The sequence below is a fragment of the Pseudomonas sp. HD57-3 genome (assembly GCF_056113135.1).
The window spans coordinates 6,239,398-6,254,171 of sequence record NZ_CM148568.1 but is presented as its reverse complement, the minus strand read 5'-3'; the positions used below and the strand labels follow the sequence as shown (position 1 = coordinate 6,254,171).

General features: G+C 61.6%; 14 protein-coding genes and 1 riboswitch. Of the genes, 5 read left to right on the top strand and 9 right to left on the bottom strand.

Annotated features, from left to right (window positions below; translation table 11 throughout):
- Positions 1 to 114 precede the first annotated feature (114 nt).
- Together metF and ahcY are read right to left on the bottom strand one after the other, a co-directional pair.
- The gene (gene metF / locus AC0R79_RS28420) at positions 115 to 960 is read right to left on the bottom strand and encodes a methylenetetrahydrofolate reductase [NAD(P)H] (protein ID WP_007959683.1); all 846 of its coding nucleotides are present in this window, start codon (positions 958 to 960) and stop codon (positions 115 to 117) included.
- 189 nt (positions 961 to 1,149) lie between these two features.
- Complete coding sequence (ahcY, locus tag AC0R79_RS28415; protein WP_127800358.1) at positions 1,150 to 2,559, bottom strand: adenosylhomocysteinase; 1,410 nt, start codon at positions 2,557 to 2,559, stop codon at positions 1,150 to 1,152.
- 23 nt (positions 2,560 to 2,582) lie between these two features.
- Positions 2,583 to 2,681, bottom strand: a riboswitch (S-adenosyl-L-homocysteine riboswitch).
- Between the two features lie 197 nt (positions 2,682 to 2,878).
- Between ahcY and AC0R79_RS28410 the strand changes: the two genes are divergently transcribed.
- Both AC0R79_RS28410 and AC0R79_RS28405 read left to right on the top strand, forming a co-directional pair.
- Positions 2,879 to 3,286, top strand: coding sequence for an acyl-CoA thioesterase (locus AC0R79_RS28410; RefSeq protein ID WP_007959686.1), 408 nt, complete (start codon positions 2,879 to 2,881; stop codon positions 3,284 to 3,286).
- Positions 3,287 to 3,359: 73 nt separating this feature from the next.
- Positions 3,360 to 4,265, top strand: coding sequence for a formate/nitrite transporter family protein (locus tag AC0R79_RS28405; protein ID WP_179693415.1), 906 nt, complete (start codon positions 3,360 to 3,362; stop codon positions 4,263 to 4,265).
- On the opposite strand, the gene AC0R79_RS28400 is transcribed toward AC0R79_RS28405, so the two are convergent.
- Both AC0R79_RS28400 and AC0R79_RS28395 read right to left on the bottom strand, forming a co-directional pair.
- Positions 4,266 to 5,531 (bottom strand): cation:proton antiporter, encoded by a 1,266-nt coding sequence (locus AC0R79_RS28400; protein WP_085667394.1) that lies wholly within the window; start codon positions 5,529 to 5,531, stop codon positions 4,266 to 4,268.
- 105 nt (positions 5,532 to 5,636) lie between these two features.
- A complete protein-coding gene (locus AC0R79_RS28395) occupies positions 5,637 to 6,806 on the bottom strand; it encodes an MFS transporter (protein ID WP_375744231.1) in 1,170 nt (389 codons plus the stop codon).
- Positions 6,807 to 7,025: 219 nt separating this feature from the next.
- Here AC0R79_RS28395 and AC0R79_RS28390 point away from each other — a divergent pair, with 219 nt between their 5' ends.
- Positions 7,026 to 7,859: an EamA family transporter gene (locus AC0R79_RS28390; protein WP_289203976.1), complete on the top strand. Its 834-nt coding sequence runs from the start codon at positions 7,026 to 7,028 to the stop codon at positions 7,857 to 7,859.
- A gap of 39 nt (positions 7,860 to 7,898) precedes the next feature.
- Positions 7,899 to 8,282, top strand: coding sequence for an MAPEG family protein (locus tag AC0R79_RS28385; RefSeq protein WP_007959694.1), 384 nt, complete (start codon positions 7,899 to 7,901; stop codon positions 8,280 to 8,282).
- A 49-nt stretch (positions 8,283 to 8,331) separates the two neighbouring features.
- Here the strand turns inward: AC0R79_RS28385 and mltA are convergent, their stop codons facing one another.
- The gene (gene mltA, locus AC0R79_RS28380) at positions 8,332 to 9,504 is read right to left on the bottom strand and encodes a murein transglycosylase A (RefSeq protein WP_474732569.1); all 1,173 of its coding nucleotides are present in this window, start codon (positions 9,502 to 9,504) and stop codon (positions 8,332 to 8,334) included.
- Between the two features lie 128 nt (positions 9,505 to 9,632).
- Between mltA and AC0R79_RS28375 the strand changes: the two genes are divergently transcribed.
- On the top strand, positions 9,633 to 10,082 hold the full coding sequence (locus AC0R79_RS28375; protein WP_474732568.1) for a c-type cytochrome: 450 nt from the start codon (positions 9,633 to 9,635) through the stop codon (positions 10,080 to 10,082).
- A gap of 42 nt (positions 10,083 to 10,124) precedes the next feature.
- On the opposite strand, the gene AC0R79_RS28370 is transcribed toward AC0R79_RS28375, so the two are convergent.
- The 4 genes from AC0R79_RS28370 to AC0R79_RS28355 form a co-directional block, all read right to left on the bottom strand.
- On the bottom strand, positions 10,125 to 10,520 hold the full coding sequence (locus tag AC0R79_RS28370; protein ID WP_007959697.1) for a DUF1090 domain-containing protein: 396 nt from the start codon (positions 10,518 to 10,520) through the stop codon (positions 10,125 to 10,127).
- Between the two features lie 97 nt (positions 10,521 to 10,617).
- Positions 10,618 to 12,294 carry an NAD-dependent DNA ligase LigB gene (gene ligB / locus AC0R79_RS28365; RefSeq protein ID WP_474732567.1) on the bottom strand — a complete coding sequence of 559 codons (1,677 nt, stop codon included), beginning with the start codon at positions 12,292 to 12,294 and terminating at the stop codon, positions 10,618 to 10,620.
- A gap of 143 nt (positions 12,295 to 12,437) precedes the next feature.
- A complete protein-coding gene (gene metK, locus AC0R79_RS28360) occupies positions 12,438 to 13,628 on the bottom strand; it encodes a methionine adenosyltransferase (protein WP_007959699.1) in 1,191 nt (396 codons plus the stop codon).
- Between the two features lie 18 nt (positions 13,629 to 13,646).
- Positions 13,647 to 14,642, bottom strand: coding sequence for an ArsR/SmtB family transcription factor (locus AC0R79_RS28355; RefSeq protein ID WP_007959700.1), 996 nt, complete (start codon positions 14,640 to 14,642; stop codon positions 13,647 to 13,649).
- Positions 14,643 to 14,774 lie beyond the last annotated feature (132 nt).

Sequence of the window (14,774 nt, the reverse complement as noted above, 5' to 3'; positions counted from 1 at the left end):
CAGAAACTGGCCGCAGAAGCTCTGTTTCGGGCGTTAAAAGCAAAAGATCGCAGCGGCGAAAACGCTGTTGGCGCTGTCGTGGCTGCGATCTTCTGGTCTTGCGGTGACGTCTTTTTAGCGCGGCAGCTTCAGGTTGTTCCAGATCGCCAGGCTCGGTTCGGCCTGGTTCATGGAATAGAAGTGCAGGCCAGGCGCGCCGCCTTGCAGCAGGCGTTCGCACATCTCGGTGACGACCTGTTCGCCAAAGCGCTGAATGCTTTGGCTGTCATCGCCGTAGGCTTCCAGCTGTTTGCGGATCCAGCGCGGGATTTCCGCACCGCAGGCATCGGAGAAGCGCGCGAGCTTGCTGTAGTTGGTGATCGGCATGATCCCCGGCACGACCGGAATGTCCACGCCCAGCGCCTGCAAACGGTCGACAAAGTAGAAGTAGCTGTCGGCGTTGAAGAAGTACTGGGTGATCGCGCTGTCGGCGCCGGCACGGGCCTTGCGCACGAAGTTGGCGAGATCGTCTTCGTAATTGCGCGCTTGCGGATGCATCTCCGGGTAAGCGGCAACTTCGATGTGGAAATGATTGCCGGTTTCTTCACGAATGAATTCAACCAGTTCATTGGCGTGACGCAGCTCGCCGCTGGTCATGCCCATGCCGGATGGCAGGTCACCGCGCAGGGCGACGATGCGCTTGATGCCGGCAGCCTTGTACTCGTTCAGCAGGCCGCGCAGGTCGTCCTTGCTGTCGCCGACGCACGACAGGTGCGGGGCGGCGGGGATTTTGACTTCGCTTTCCAGCTGCAACACGGTGTTCAGCGTGCGGTCACGGGTCGAGCCGCCAGCGCCGTAGGTGCAGGAAAAGAAATCAGGGTTGTAAGTGGCCAGCTGACGGGCAGTGGCGAGCAGTTTTTCATGCCCAGCATCGGTCTTGGTCGGGAAGAACTCGAAGCTGTAGCGACGGTCTTGGGACATGGAGGGGACCTCCAGCTACAAGCTGCAAGCTTCAAGCTGCAAGAGCAGCGGAGGTGCGCTGGTCTCTTGTGCCTGAAGCTTGCGGCCTGACACTGTTTTGACAAATAGGGGCAGAGCTTTCGGGCTTCGCGCGGCAAGTCCGGCTTGTGGCCTTGCTTGCCGCTTGAAGCTTGAAGCTCGCAGCTGCTCTTAGTAGCGGTAAGCGTGCGGCTTGAACGGGCCTTCGACGGTCACGCCGATGTAGTCAGCCTGTTGCTTGGTCAGTTGAGTGACCACGCCGCCGAAGCCGCGAACCATTTCCAGGGCCACTTCTTCGTCGAGTTTCTTCGGCAGTACTTCAACGGTCAGGCGCTCGGCTTTCTGGGCTGGCGACAGGTCGGCGTACTTCTGGCCGAACAGGAAGATCTGCGCCAGAACCTGGTTGGCGAACGAACCGTCCATGATGCGGCTTGGGTGACCGGTAGCGTTGCCCAGGTTCACCAGGCGGCCTTCGGCCAGCAGGATCAGGTAGTCGTCGTTCTGAGCGTCGAAAGCGCCCGGGCCGGTACGGTGGATCTTGTGTACCTGTGGCTTCACTTCTTCCCATGCCCAGTTCTTGCGCATGAAAGCGGTGTCGATTTCGTTGTCGAAGTGACCGATGTTGCAGACAACGGCGCGCTTCTTCAGGGCTTTGAGCATGTTTGCGTCGCAAACGTTGACGTTACCGGTGGTGGTCACGATCAGGTCGATCTTGCCCAGCAGCGCTTTGTCGATGCTCGCTTCGGTGCCGTCGTTGATACCGTCGATGAACGGCGAAACCAGTTCGAAACCGTCCATGCAGGCTTGCATGGCGCAGATCGGGTCGACTTCGGAGACTTTAACGATCATGCCTTCCTGACGCAGGGACTGGGCCGAGCCCTTGCCCACGTCACCGTAACCGATGACCAGCGCTTGCTTGCCGGACAGCAGGTGGTCGGTGCCGCGCTTGATGGCATCGTTCAGGCTGTGACGGCAGCCGTACTTGTTGTCGTTCTTGGACTTGGTCACCGAGTCGTTGACGTTGATGGCCGGGATGCGCAGTTCACCCTTGGCCAGCATGTCCAGCAGACGGTGTACGCCGGTGGTGGTTTCTTCGGTCACGCCGTGAACGCGATCCAGAACCTGTGGGTATTTGTCGTGCAGCAGTTGGGTCAGGTCGCCGCCGTCGTCGAGGATCATGTTGGCGTCCCATGGCTGGCCATCCTTCAGGATGGTCTGCTCCAGGCACCACTCGTACTCTTCTTCAGTCTCGCCTTTCCAGGCGAAAACCGGGATGCCGGCAGCAGCGATGGAAGCAGCGGCCTGGTCCTGAGTCGAGAAAATGTTGCAGGACGACCAGCGCACTTCGGCACCCAGGGCAACCAGGGTTTCGATCAGCACGGCGGTCTGAATGGTCATGTGGATGCAGCCGAGGATTTTTGCGCCTTTCAGCGGCTGCTCGGAAGCGTACTTGCGACGCAGACCCATCAGGGCCGGCATTTCCGACTCGGCGATGATGGTTTCGCGACGGCCCCAGGCAGCCAGGGACATGTCGGCAACTTTGTAATCGTTAAAATCTGCAGGCGTGATAACAGCGCTCATGAAGAGCCTCCATTCGTAATGTATGCGAATGGGCGCCGTTGTGCGTTTAGTGTCCGGCCTGAGCCGGTCAACGCCCCATCCGAGCCTGACAGGTTGAACCTGCTGCAGCGCCCCTCGGACAGGTGGCGGGGAAACGGTAACAAGTGAAGGTTACCGTTTTGAAACGGGGGCGATTATAGCCGTCTAGACTGATCTTCCAAAGGGTTTCTGTCGGCCAGATGAAGATCGCTAATCGCGACCATAGTAGAAGCCTCATGGAGCATGACCGCTCAGTCTGCCAAGATGGCGCCATCATTCGGCAAGACGCTCAGGAGTGAAGATGAATTTCCACACCCGCAAGTGGGTAAAACCCGAAGACCTCAACCCCAACGGCACCCTGTTCGGCGGCAGCCTGCTGCGCTGGATCGACGAAGAAGCGGCGATCTACGCCATTGTTCAACTGGGCAACCAGCGCGTGGTGACCAAGTACATTTCCGAGATCAACTTCGTCAGCGCCTCGCGCCAGGGCGACATTATCGAACTGGGCATCACCGCCACCGAGTTCGGCCGCACCTCGATCACCCTGACCTGCGAAGTGCGCAACAAGATCACCCGCAAGAGCATCCTGACCGTCGAGAAGATGGTCTTCGTCAACCTCGGCGAAGACGGCTTGCCGGCCCCGCACGGGCGGACCGAAATCAAGTACGTCAAAGACCAGTTCAAGGATGAAACACCCGTAACCGAGTAATCGCACCACCCTGGCGAACGGAAGCCGAGCGGCGCGTGTCGTAGCCTTATGATCCCGCCACCGGTTTCCCGCCATGACCACCCCAACAGACGGCAAGACCCCCGACCTCTCGGCCAAGGAACAACACGAAGTCGAGAAAAACCAGCCGCCCCGGGCGGCGGTCCTGCATGAAATCATCCGCAAACAGGGCGACCAGGAACTGGAGCGCAGCATCGCCGCGCTGTGGTGGTCGGCGCTCGCGGCCGGGCTGACGATGGGCCTGTCGCTGATGGGCATGGGCCTGCTCAACTCGCGTCTGCCCGAGGGCGACGAATTCAAGGTGATTGCCAGCTTCGGCTACTGCGCAGGTTTTCTCGCGGTGATCCTCGCCCGCCAGCAACTGTTCACCGAAAACACCCTGACTGCCGTGCTGCCGGTGATGACCAAACCGACCCTGGCCAATTTCGGCCGGCTGATCCGGCTCTGGACGGTGGTGCTGTTCGGCAACCTGTGCGGGACGATTCTGGTGGCGTACGTGATGCTCGAACTGCCGATCTTCGACAGCAAGACCGACGAGGCCTTCCTCGAAATCGGCCGCAAGGTCATGGAGAACCACGCGAGTCAGATGTTCGCCAAGGGCATCGTTTCCGGCTGGATGATCGCCACCATGGTCTGGATGATTCCGTCCATGGAGAGCGCGAAGATGTGGATCATCATCCTCATTACCTATTTCATGGCGCTGGGCGATTTCACCCACATCGTGGTGGGTTCGGCGGAGGTGTCGTATCTGGTGTTTGCCGGCGAGTTGCCGTGGAGTGATTTCTGGGCGGTGTTTGCCGGGCCGACCCTGGCGGGGAATATCATCGGCGGCAGTTTCATCTTCGCGCTGATCAGTCATGCGCAGATCCGCAGCGAAAGCGGCGCGCCAAAAGAAACGGACGGGCCGAAAGAGTCTGCGGATCAGGCCGAAAAGCCCGATCCGCAGCAGATCAGGAAATGATCAATGGTGCGCGGGCTCGGCAGCGGTTGCCGGCTCGTCGCGCGTTGCGTGCTTGACCAGTTTGCCGATGGTCAGGCCCTGCAACAGGATCGACGACAGCACCACGATGTAGGTGATGCTCAGTAGCAGATCGCGCTCCGGGCCCAGCGGCAGGGCCAGGGCCAGGGCCACCGAAACACCGCCGCGCAAACCACCCCAGGTCAGGATCCGGATGGTGCCGCGCGGCACGGTGCGCCAGCGCCGCAACAGGACGATGGCGGGGGCTACGGTGAGCAGGCGCGACAGCAGAATCGCCAGTGCCAGCAGACTTGCCGCCGCCACGTGCAACCAGTTGAACGGCAGCAGCAACAGCTCCATCCCGATCAGTGCGAACAGCAAGGCGTTGAGCATGTCGTCGAGCAATTCCCAGAAACCGTCGAGGTATTTGCGGGTCATGTCGTTCATCGCCAGGTTGCGACCGAGGTTACCGATGATCAGACCGGCAACCACCATCGCAATCGGCGCCGAGACGTGCAGCTCGGTGGCCATTGCCGAACCGCCGATCACCAGCGCCAGGGTCAGCATGACTTCGATCTGGTGCTGCTCGATGCTCTTGATCATCAGGTACACCAGATAACCGATCAGCCCGCCGAACAGCACGCCGCCGATGGCTTCATGGGCAAACAGCATGGCTGTGGCGCCGACGGTCGGGGTTTCGCCCAGTTGCGCGATGCCCAGCAGCACGGTGAACACCACCACGGCGGTGCCGTCGTTGAACAGCGATTCGCCGACGATGGTGGTCTTCAGCGGCTTCGAGGCGTTGGCCGTACGCAGCACGCCGAGTACCGCAATCGGGTCGGTCGGGGAAATCAGCGCGCCGAACAACAGGCAGTAGAGGAAGCTCACGTGCCAGCCGAACAGGGCAAAAATGTAATAGGCGAGGCTGCCGATCACGGCGGTGGCGATCAGTACGCCGAAGGTCGCCAGCAGGCCGATCGGCCAGCGGTAGCTGCGCAGGTCGTTCAGGTTCACGTGCAAGGCGCCGGCGAACAGCAGGAACGAGAGCATCCAGTTCATCAGCAGATCGCCGAAGTCGATCTGGCCGATCAGTTGCTGTACGCGCTCTTCGAGGCCGGGGTAGCCGAGCAGGCTCAGGCCTTGCAGCAACAGGGAAAACATCAGTGCGGTAACCATCACGCCGATGGTCGGGGGCAGGCCGATGAAGCGGAAATTCACAAAGGTGAGGAGGGTGGTGAGGCAGATGAAAGCGGCGACGAGTTCAAGCATCCGGGGTCCTTTGGATGGGGGGTGAAAGACAGCGCGCCCATTCATGGACGCAAGGGTTGGATGGGCTGACGCGGGGTGGGGACACAGTTGTGTCCCCCGGGAAAATCAGCCGGACACATTGACCGCAGCGACACCCCGACGTTGCAGGTAGATGAAAAACAGCGCCGTCAGCACGGTCAGCACGCCCACCAGCGCGCCGGTCCAGGGCAAGTCCGCGAGGTCCGCGCCGCTGGCCACCACCAACCCGCCGATCCATGCGCCGGCGGCATTGCCGAGGTTGAACGCGCTCTGGTTCAGGGTCGAACCGAGGTTCGGTGCTTCATGCGCCTGATCGATGATCAGCAGTTGCAGGATCGGGCACAGGGCGAAGGCGAAAATCCCCCACAGCACCAGCGTGATTGCCGCCGGAACCACCGAACGACTGGTCTGGCTGAACGCCGCCAGAATCACCACCACCGCCAGCGCCACACCCACCAGCGACGGCAACAGACGGCTGTCGGCCAGGCGCCCGCCGAGCATGCTGCCGCCGGTCAGACCGACGCCGAACAACAGCAGCATCACGGTCACGCCGTGAGGGCTGACGCCGGTGATGTCCTGCAGAATCGGCGCGATGTAGGTGAACACGCTGAACAGGCTGGTGGACGCGAGCACGCTCATGCCCAGCGCCAGCAACACGTTGACCTTGCCCAGCACCTTGAACTCGCTGGCGAGGTTGGCCTTGTCCATCGGGATGTGTTTCGGCAACCACAGCCATTGGGCGAGGGCGGCGATCACACCGATCACCGAAACCGCCCAGAAGGTCGAACGCCAGCCGGCGTACTGGCCAAGCGCGGTGCCCAGCGGTACGCCAAGGACGTTGGCCAGGGTCAGACCGGTGAACATCATCGCAATCGCCTGCGCCCGTTTGTTCGGCGCGACCAGCCCGGCGGCCACCACCGAACCGATGCCGAAGAACGCGCCGTGGCACAGCGCGGTGACCACCCGCGCCGCCATCAGCGTTGCGTAGTTCGGCGCCAGTGCGCACAGCACGTTGCCGAGGATGAACATCAGCGTCATGCCCAGCAGCGTGGCCTTGCGCGGCATGTTGGCGGTGCCTATCGCCAGAATCGGCGCACCGAACACCACGCCCAGGGCGTAGCCGGTGATCAACAGGCCGGCGTGGGGAATGCTCACTGTGAGGTCGCGGGCGACATCGGGCAGCAGACCCATGATGACGAATTCAGTGGTGCCGATGCCGAAAGCGGCAACAGCGAGTGCAAGCAAGGCGAGTGGCATGCGCAAGGTCTCTGTCGGTAGTCTTGACGCTTTGATCAGGCATACGCAGGCCGGCGACCGGTCTCGGACGAGAACGGGGCAGGCAGGAATTATTGGAATTTATCTGTGCGCAACTGAGTGCGGCGTGGTCGCTTGCAGTATAAACAGCTGCTGACACATCGCGAATCAATAATCTGACTAATTGGCTCAGGCTCAACAACAAGAACGAAGGAGTGGCACGTGCTGGCGACAGCTCTGGTGTTGGTGGCGGCGCTGTTGCACGCAGCGTGGAATACGTTGATCAAGTTCAGCGCCGAGCGGCTGCTGGTGGTGGCCTGCATGGACACCGTGGCGCTGTTGTTCGTCGCGCTGGCATTCCCTTTCATCAGCCTGCCGCCGGCGGAAATCTGGCCGTGGATTCTGGCGTCGGCGGCGTTCGAGCTGCTCTATCGTTATCTGCTCATCCAGGCCTATCGGGTCGGCGATCTGGGGCTGGTCTATCCGTTGATGCGCGGATTGTCGCCGCTGGTGGTGCTGGCGCTGACCCTGATCTTCGCCGGTGAAGTGCTGACCACCCAGCAGATCTTCGGGATCATGTTGATCCCGCTGGGCATGGCTTGCCTGCTCTGGCAGGGCGGCGGCGGGAAACACTTGCCGTGGTCGATGCTGCCGGTGGTGGCGCTGATCGGCTTGTGCATCGGTTGCTACACCTACATCGATGGCCAGGCGTTGCGACGCTGGTCGCATCCGCTGGATTACCTGGTCTGGGTCACGCTGCTCAGTGCCTGGCCTTTCCCGTTGCTGGCGTGGGTGGCCAAGCGTCCGGCGTTCATGCTGTTCTGGCGAGAGCAATGGAAGCTGGGACTGGCGGTCGGGTTCTGCGTGTTGTTCAGCTACGCTCTGGTGCTGTGGGCGATGCAGTTGGGCTCGATTGCCGAAGCGGCGGCTTTGCGTGAAATCAGCGTGATTCTGGTGGTGCTGTTCGGCATGCGTTACCTGAAAGAACCTTTCGGCCGGCCGCGGCTCTTAGCCTGTGGGCTGGTGCTGATCGGCATGCTGGTCATGAAGTTCTGACCGCCCGGCAACTCTATAACTCGAAAAAAGGACGGCGTTATGACGGTGGCTCTGTGGTGCGTTTTGATTGCGATCTTTCTGCCCTACCTGTGCACAGGCGTGGCCAAGGCTGTCGGTGGGTATCGGCTGAGCGACAATCACGATCCCCGGGATTTTCTCGAAAGCCTGAACGGCGTGGCGCGGCGTGCCCATGCGGCACAGCTGAACAGCTTTGAAGTGACGCCGGCGTTTGCGGCAGCGGTGATCGTTGCGCACCTGGTCGGCACGGCAGAGCTGGTGACGGTCAACGTGCTGGCGGTGCTGTTCATCACCAGTCGCCTGCTTTACATCATTTGCTATCTGGCGGACTGGGCGATTCTGCGGTCGCTGGTGTGGTTTGTCGGGATGGGGCTGATTGCCAGTTTCTTCTTCGTTTCGGTCTGAACCCAGAAAGATCGCAGGCTGACGAGGCCTGCGATCTTTTGCGTTGCGCTTACGGTTTGTCAGCCACCTGCGGCACTTGCGGCAACGCCGCGCCTTTCGGCCAGAGCATCCAGATCTGCCCTTGCTGCTTCATGTCGCCGGCCAGTTGCCCGGCGGCATCACCCGTGCCCCAGAACAGATCCGCACGAACTTCGCCGGCAATCGCGCCGCCGGTGTCTTGCGCAGCGACTGGGCGTACCAGTGCCGTGCCGTCCGGGCGGGTGGTCGACAGCCACAACAGGCTGCCCAGCGGAATCACCTTGCGATCCACCGCCGCGCTGTAACCGGCGGTCAGCGGCACATTCAACGAGCCGCGCGGGCCTTCGTTGCTGTCCGGGTTGCGGGTGAAGAACACGTAGCTCGGGTTGCTCGCCAGCAGTTCCGGAATGCGTGACTGGTTGGCCTTTGCCCAGTTGCTGATGGCGCCCATGGTCACCTCTTCTTTTTTCAGCTCGCCCTGTTCCACCAGCCAGCGACCGATCGGTCGGTACGGGTGACCGTTCTGGTCGGCGTAGGCGATGCGCAGCTGGCGACCGTCATCGGTCTGGATCCGCCCCGAACCCTGAATCTGCAGAAATTGCAGGTTCATCGGATCGGTCAGCCACGCCACGACCGGCGCCTTGACGCCCTGGCTTTCGATGGTTGCGGCGTCGTCGTAAGGCTTGAGCACGCGACCTTCGAGGCGTCCGCGCAGGCGCTTGCCTTTCAGTTCCGGGTAAATGCTGTCCAGCGACACAATGATCATGTCTTCGGGCACGCCGTACACCGGCACGTTGGCGGTGGCGGTTTGCGTCAGGCTGCCGGGATAGACCGGTTCGTAGTAGCCAGTGATCAGGCCGTTGGGGTTGTCGTTCTCGGCGCGCAGGCCGAACACGTCGAGGTTCTGCTTGAGGAAGGCGCGGATGTCGCCGGCTTTTTGCGGCACGTTGGCGGCTGCCGCACAGGTCGCGCCCCAGACCGGGTCAGTCTTGAGCCGGGTGCAGGCGCTGCGCCACGAACCGAAACCGGCCACCAGGTCGCTATCGGACACCGCAGGCAGGGCTTCCCAGGTGGCGCTGGAATACGTGGCCAGGGCGTGGGTTTTCGGCTTGGCGCTGTCGCCACCGGTGCAGCCGGCGAGGATTGCCAGCAGCGGGAGGGTAGCGATAAGCGGATGACGCCAGGCCTTGAAACGGCTGTTCATGGAGAATTTCCTGTGCCGGTTGCAGAAGTGCTCCATGCGCTCAAGCAACCCTTATTGTTAATAGGGCTATTGGTGTTTGGCGGTGACCCGAGGATACTGGCCGCCGATTTCCGTGACCTGAAGCCACCATGACTCTTAAAAGAATTTCTGTTGTATTGCTGGCCTGTCTGACCTTGTCCGCCTGTGGCGGTGTTGACCCGAATTCCCCGCTGGGTCAGCGCAAGGCGATCTTCAAGCAGATGCTCAAGACCGGCGAAGACCTGGGTGGCATGCTGCGCGGACGCATTGCCTTCGACGGGCCGAAATTTGCGGAAGGTGCGGTCAAGCTCGATGCGTTGTCCCATGAGCCGTGGAAACATTTCCCGCAGGTGCGCGAGGAAGATCACACCAGCGCCAAGGACGATGTCTGGCAGAAACAGGCGCGCTTCCAGGAAATGGCCCGCACCCTTGAAGCGGCCACCGGTGAACTGGTGATCGCCAGCAAGGTGCAACCCTACAAGGCCAGCAACCTGGGGCCGGCCGTGCAGAAAGTCGAAAATGCCTGCAGTGCCTGCCACAAAGAGTTTCGCGACCACTGATGTTCAAGGGATCACGGCTTTTGGCTGTGATCCCCGGCTTTCTTACTTGTCGAGTTCGTCCAGCGCGTCCTGCAATTCTTTGCGCGATTCGGCGAGCTTGTTCTTGCGCTTGTCGATCTTCTCCGGATCGCCTTTCTTCATGGCCTTGTCCAGATCGGCCTGACGCTTGCTCACTTCGTGCTTGGCGTCGAGCACCTTGTTTTCGCGTTCTTTCTTCAGGCCGGCGTCGGTGCAGTGTTCGGTGACTTCGCGCAGGGCGGTTTCGAGGCCGGCCTGCTGGTCGGCGTTGCCGCGGGACTTGGCCTGTTCGATCTGGTTGATGATGCCCTGCTTCTTGGCGGCACAACCGGTCAGGCCCGGCGCGTCTTCGTCGGCCATCACGGGGGCGGCGAGGACTGCGCAGAAGGACAGCAGGGCGAGCGGTGCGAGAAATTTCATAAAAGCTCCATGTGCAAAGGCAATCGGTCGGTGAAGCACTGCGCTGTTGGAGCGCTCCGGCGGACATTGGGTTCCCGGCGGGCCGGGGATTGCGTGTTCAGAAGCCGTCGACGCCGGCGGCTTGCAGGGTTTCACTCAGGGCCAGTACCTGCGGGTCGCGAAAAAAGGCGCTCAATTGCGCCGCGCGGCCCGGGCCGATTCCGGCTTCTGCCTGCCATTGTTCGGTATTGCGTTGTGCCAGCGCCTGCCATGAATCGGCGAGTGTTGCCTGACCGGTCGGTGGCAATCCCAGGGCTTTGAGCCACTGCAGGAACGGCCGTTGGCGGGCGCTGTGAAAACTGTGCAGCAGGCGGGCACTGCTGCGCTCGCCGAGACCGGCAATGTTAGCAAGCTCCGGCCCGTCGAGGGTCAACCAATCCAGCAGGCTGTTCAGGCGGCCTGTTTCCAGAAGTTTCTCCCAGGTGCCGCGACCGACATGCGGTAGGGCGAGACCTTGCTTGCCGCTCAGCCAGGTGAGGCGCGCGATGAACTGACTCTCGCAGCCCGGCGTCGGTTGCCAGCAGCTCAGGGCGTGAAAGTCGCTGGCGAGCGGAATGGTCAGATCGGCGCGTTCGGTGCTGCGCAGTACTACGCTGTCGAGGCGCGGGATTGTCAGCCCGGCCAGGCTGATTGCGACCTGATCGCCTGGGCGAATGTCCAGTTCCTGCCAGCGCCTGAGCGAACTGGCGCTGACCCGTTTGATCTGCCGGTCATCGAGCATCACCGGCGACAGTTCAAGCACCGGCGTGATGCGCCCGGTGCGACCGATCTTGAAGTTCACCTTGCGCACATCGGCCAGCACTTGGGCGAAAGGGTATTTCCAGGCGACAGCCCAGTAGGGCGGACGAGCCTGCCAGCGCTCCGCCGGCGGTCGCAGGCTCTGACGCAGGACGACCCCATCCGTGGCGAATGGCAGTGGCGAGCGATACCAGTGATCGCGCCAGTGTTGCGCGTCGTTCAGGCTGGCGACGGCCTGGGTGTAGGGCTCGGTGGTGGGAAAACCGAACTGCGTCAGCGCCGCGATTCGCTCCGGCAAGTCCTTCGGCCCTTGCGGCCAGTCCCAGACAAACAGCCCAATGCCGGCGGCGTGTTCCGCGTCCAGATCCTTGCGCCCCAGCAGCCCGGCCACGGTGGCGCGGGCGTTGGCGCTGCCAGCACGTGACTGCGTATGTCCGTTCAAACGCCAGTAGAGTTCGCCTTGCACCAGCAGATCTGCCGATTGCGTCAGCTGTTGCGGAATGGCTCTGATCTTTTTTGCCGACGCCGTCCAATCCTGCCCGCGAACACCATCCCCGCGACTGATCGCCTGATGCAGTCGGCCATCGCGATAGATCAGGGTCACGGCCACGCCATCGACCTTGGGTTGTACCCAGACGCTTTGGCGGTCGCGTAACCAAGTGGCGATGTCCGCCGCGTCGTGAAGCTTGTCCAGACCGGTGTGAGCGACCGGGTGCGCAACCGGGCCTGATGCGGTGCGCAACGGCTCAGGCGGTGAGGGAAGTCTGAAGCACCGGCGCCATTGGTTCAGGCGCAGGCGTGATTGATCGTAGAGCTCATCGGCGATCACCGAGCGGCCTTCGCGATGATAGGCATCGTCCCAGCGGTCGATCTGTTGCTGCAGGGCGGCGACTTCGCTCAAAGCCCGGGCGGCGGCCCAGTCGGGGCAGTCGTCAGCGAAGGCGTTGAGGTGCAAAGCCGGCAGGAAAAACAAAAACAGGCGCAGTGTGGCAAGCATCGTGAGCGTCCTTGCTCAGGGAGATACCTGAAGGCTAGCCGGGATTTTGAAGTGGGCCGGGCGGCTGTTTTGCCGGTTGTTTCGCGACCATGAAAAAGCCCCGCACGGCGAACCGTGCGGGGCTTCTTGTACCGCCAGGAAAATTACAGGCCGGCAGCGGAACGCAGAGCGTCGGCGCGGTCGGTTTTTTCCCAGGTGAAAGTGGTGAAGGTGTCTTCGCCAACGGTCTTGGTCTGCGGAGCACGGCCGAAGTGGCCGTAGGCTGCGGTTTCCTGGTACATCGGGTGCAGCAGGTCCAGCATGGTGGTGATCGCGTATGGACGCAGGTCGAACACTTCGCGGACCAGTTTGATGATCTTGTCATCGCTGATTTTGCCGGTGCCGAAGGTGTTCAGCGAGATCGAAGTAGGCTGGGCCACACCGATCGCGTAGGAAACCTGAATCTCGCAACGCTCGGCCAGGCCGGCAGCCACGATGTTCTTGGCAACATAACGGCCAGCGTAGGCAGCCGAACGGTCAACCTTGGATGGATCTTTACCGGAGAACGCGCCGCCGCCGTGACGGGCCATGCCGCCGTAGCTGTCGACGATGATCTTGCGACCGGTCAGACCGCAGTCACCTACCGGGCCGCCAATGATGAACTGGCCGGTCGGGTTGATGTGGAACTGGGTGTCCTTGCTCAGCAGTTCGGCAGGCAGCACGTGCTTGACGATCAGCTCCATCACGCCTTCGCGCAGGTCGTTGTACGACACTTCAGGGTTGTGCTGGGTCGACAGAACCACGGCGTCGATACCGACAACCTTGCCGCCTTCGTAACGGCAGGTCACTTGCGACTTGGCGTCCGGACGCAGCCAAGGCAGCAGACCCGATTTGCGGGCTTCGGCCTGACGCTGCACCAGCTGGTGCGAGAAGGTGATCGGTGCCGGCATCAGCACGTCGGTTTCGTTGCTGGCGTAGCCGAACATCAGGCCCTGGTCGCCGGCGCCCTGATCTTCAGGCTTGGCACGGTCAACACCCTGGTTGATGTCAGGGGACTGCTTGCCGATGATGTTCATCACGCCGCAGGTCGCGCCGTCGAAGCCGACGTCGGAGCTGGTGTAGCCGATGTCGCAGATCACATCACGAACGATCTGCTCCAGGTCAACCCAGGCGCTGGTGGTCACTTCACCGGCAACGATGGCCACGCCAGTCTTGACCAGGGTTTCCACCGCAACGCGTGCGTGCTTGTCCTGGGCGATGATGGCGTCCAGCACTGCATCGGAAATCTGGTCGGCGATTTTGTCCGGATGTCCTTCAGACACGGACTCGGAGGTGAAGAGGGAGTATTCGCTCATCTCGATGTTTTCCTGAATTTACCGATGGTGAGTGTCGCCAGCCGGTCGCTGAAAATGGCGGACCTGGATCTGGAAACCATTACGTAAGCCTACATAGAGGCTTTCCCCGGGAACGAGTCCCGCAGCGGTGGCCCAACGGGCCAGATCGTCCTGTTCAAACCCCAACCACAGATCACCGCAGGCCTCCCTGGCCCAACTCTGGTTGTGGCTACATAACTCTGTCACGAGCAGGCTACCGCCCGGTTGCAGCAGGCTGGCCATGTGCTTGAGCGCTTCGGCCGGCGCGGCGAAATGGTGCAACACCATGTTCAACACCACGCAATCGGCCTGAAGACTTACGCCATTCAATGCATCGGCCAATTGCAGGCTGACGTTAGCCAGCTGTTCACGTTCACATACCTGACGGGCCAGTTCGAGCATCGCCGCGCTGTTATCCAGTGCGGTTACGGTGCCGAAGCGACGCGCCAGTTCCGGCAGGAAAGCTCCATCGCCGGGGCCGACTTCAATGGCCGTGGCAGCGCCATTGAAATTCAGTTTGTCGAGCAGGGCCAGCACGCTTTCACGGTACTGCGGCAGGCCGGCAATCAAATCCTGCTGGGCGCGGAATTTCTCCGCGACCCTGGCGAAAAAGTCCTGGCTGTTGGCCGCGCGTTGCCCGTGGACCTGTGCGATCCGGGTTTCCACGTCGGCCGGCAGCGCCAGATTGTCGACTTCTTCTAACAATGCAGCGTGCAACTTGCCGCCCAGCAACTCGGTGTGCGGCAGGGCCCGGCGATAGAACACCGCATTGCCTTCGCGGCGAGTCGCCACCAGATCCGCCTGCGCCAGCACTTTAAGGTGATGGCTCATGCCGGACTGGCCGATATCGAAAATCTGCGCCAGTTCCAGTACGCCGAACGAGTCGTTGGCCAGGGCGCGCAATACATTCAGCCGCAGCGGATCGCCGCCGGCCTTGCACAGGGCCGCCAGCTCGTCGCAATCGTCATGGCGAATGGAAGGCACGCGTAAGTTCATAGGGCTGGCAGTCTAGTGACGGCCTGAAGGCATCGCAAGGTCTATATCAAAAAGTTTTGATATTGCTCGATGGATGGCGCATTCGATTGCACTTCTCACCGCCCGGTTAACTCTACAAACGAACAGCGGAAA

Coding starts and splice junctions, on each gene's coding strand:
- AC0R79_RS28370 (WP_007959697.1), bottom strand. CDS start 10,520: ATGAAATTTCTCGCACCGCTCGCCCTGCTGTCCTTCTGCGCAGTCCTC.
- AC0R79_RS28400 (WP_085667394.1), bottom strand. CDS start 5,531: ATGCTTGAACTCGTCGCCGCTTTCATCTGCCTCACCACCCTCCTCACC.
- AC0R79_RS28375 (WP_474732568.1), top strand. CDS start 9,633: ATGACTCTTAAAAGAATTTCTGTTGTATTGCTGGCCTGTCTGACCTTG.
- ahcY (WP_127800358.1), bottom strand. CDS start 2,559: ATGAGCGCTGTTATCACGCCTGCAGATTTTAACGATTACAAAGTTGCC.
- AC0R79_RS28410 (WP_007959686.1), top strand. CDS start 2,879: ATGAATTTCCACACCCGCAAGTGGGTAAAACCCGAAGACCTCAACCCC.
- metF (WP_007959683.1), bottom strand. CDS start 960: ATGTCCCAAGACCGTCGCTACAGCTTCGAGTTCTTCCCGACCAAGACC.
- mltA (WP_474732569.1), bottom strand. CDS start 9,504: ATGAACAGCCGTTTCAAGGCCTGGCGTCATCCGCTTATCGCTACCCTC.
- AC0R79_RS28405 (WP_179693415.1), top strand. CDS start 3,360: ATGACCACCCCAACAGACGGCAAGACCCCCGACCTCTCGGCCAAGGAA.
- ligB (WP_474732567.1), bottom strand. CDS start 12,294: ATGCTTGCCACACTGCGCCTGTTTTTGTTTTTCCTGCCGGCTTTGCAC.
- AC0R79_RS28355 (WP_007959700.1), bottom strand. CDS start 14,642: ATGAACTTACGCGTGCCTTCCATTCGCCATGACGATTGCGACGAGCTG.
- metK (WP_007959699.1), bottom strand. CDS start 13,628: ATGAGCGAATACTCCCTCTTCACCTCCGAGTCCGTGTCTGAAGGACAT.
- AC0R79_RS28385 (WP_007959694.1), top strand. CDS start 7,899: ATGACGGTGGCTCTGTGGTGCGTTTTGATTGCGATCTTTCTGCCCTAC.
- AC0R79_RS28395 (WP_375744231.1), bottom strand. CDS start 6,806: ATGCCACTCGCCTTGCTTGCACTCGCTGTTGCCGCTTTCGGCATCGGC.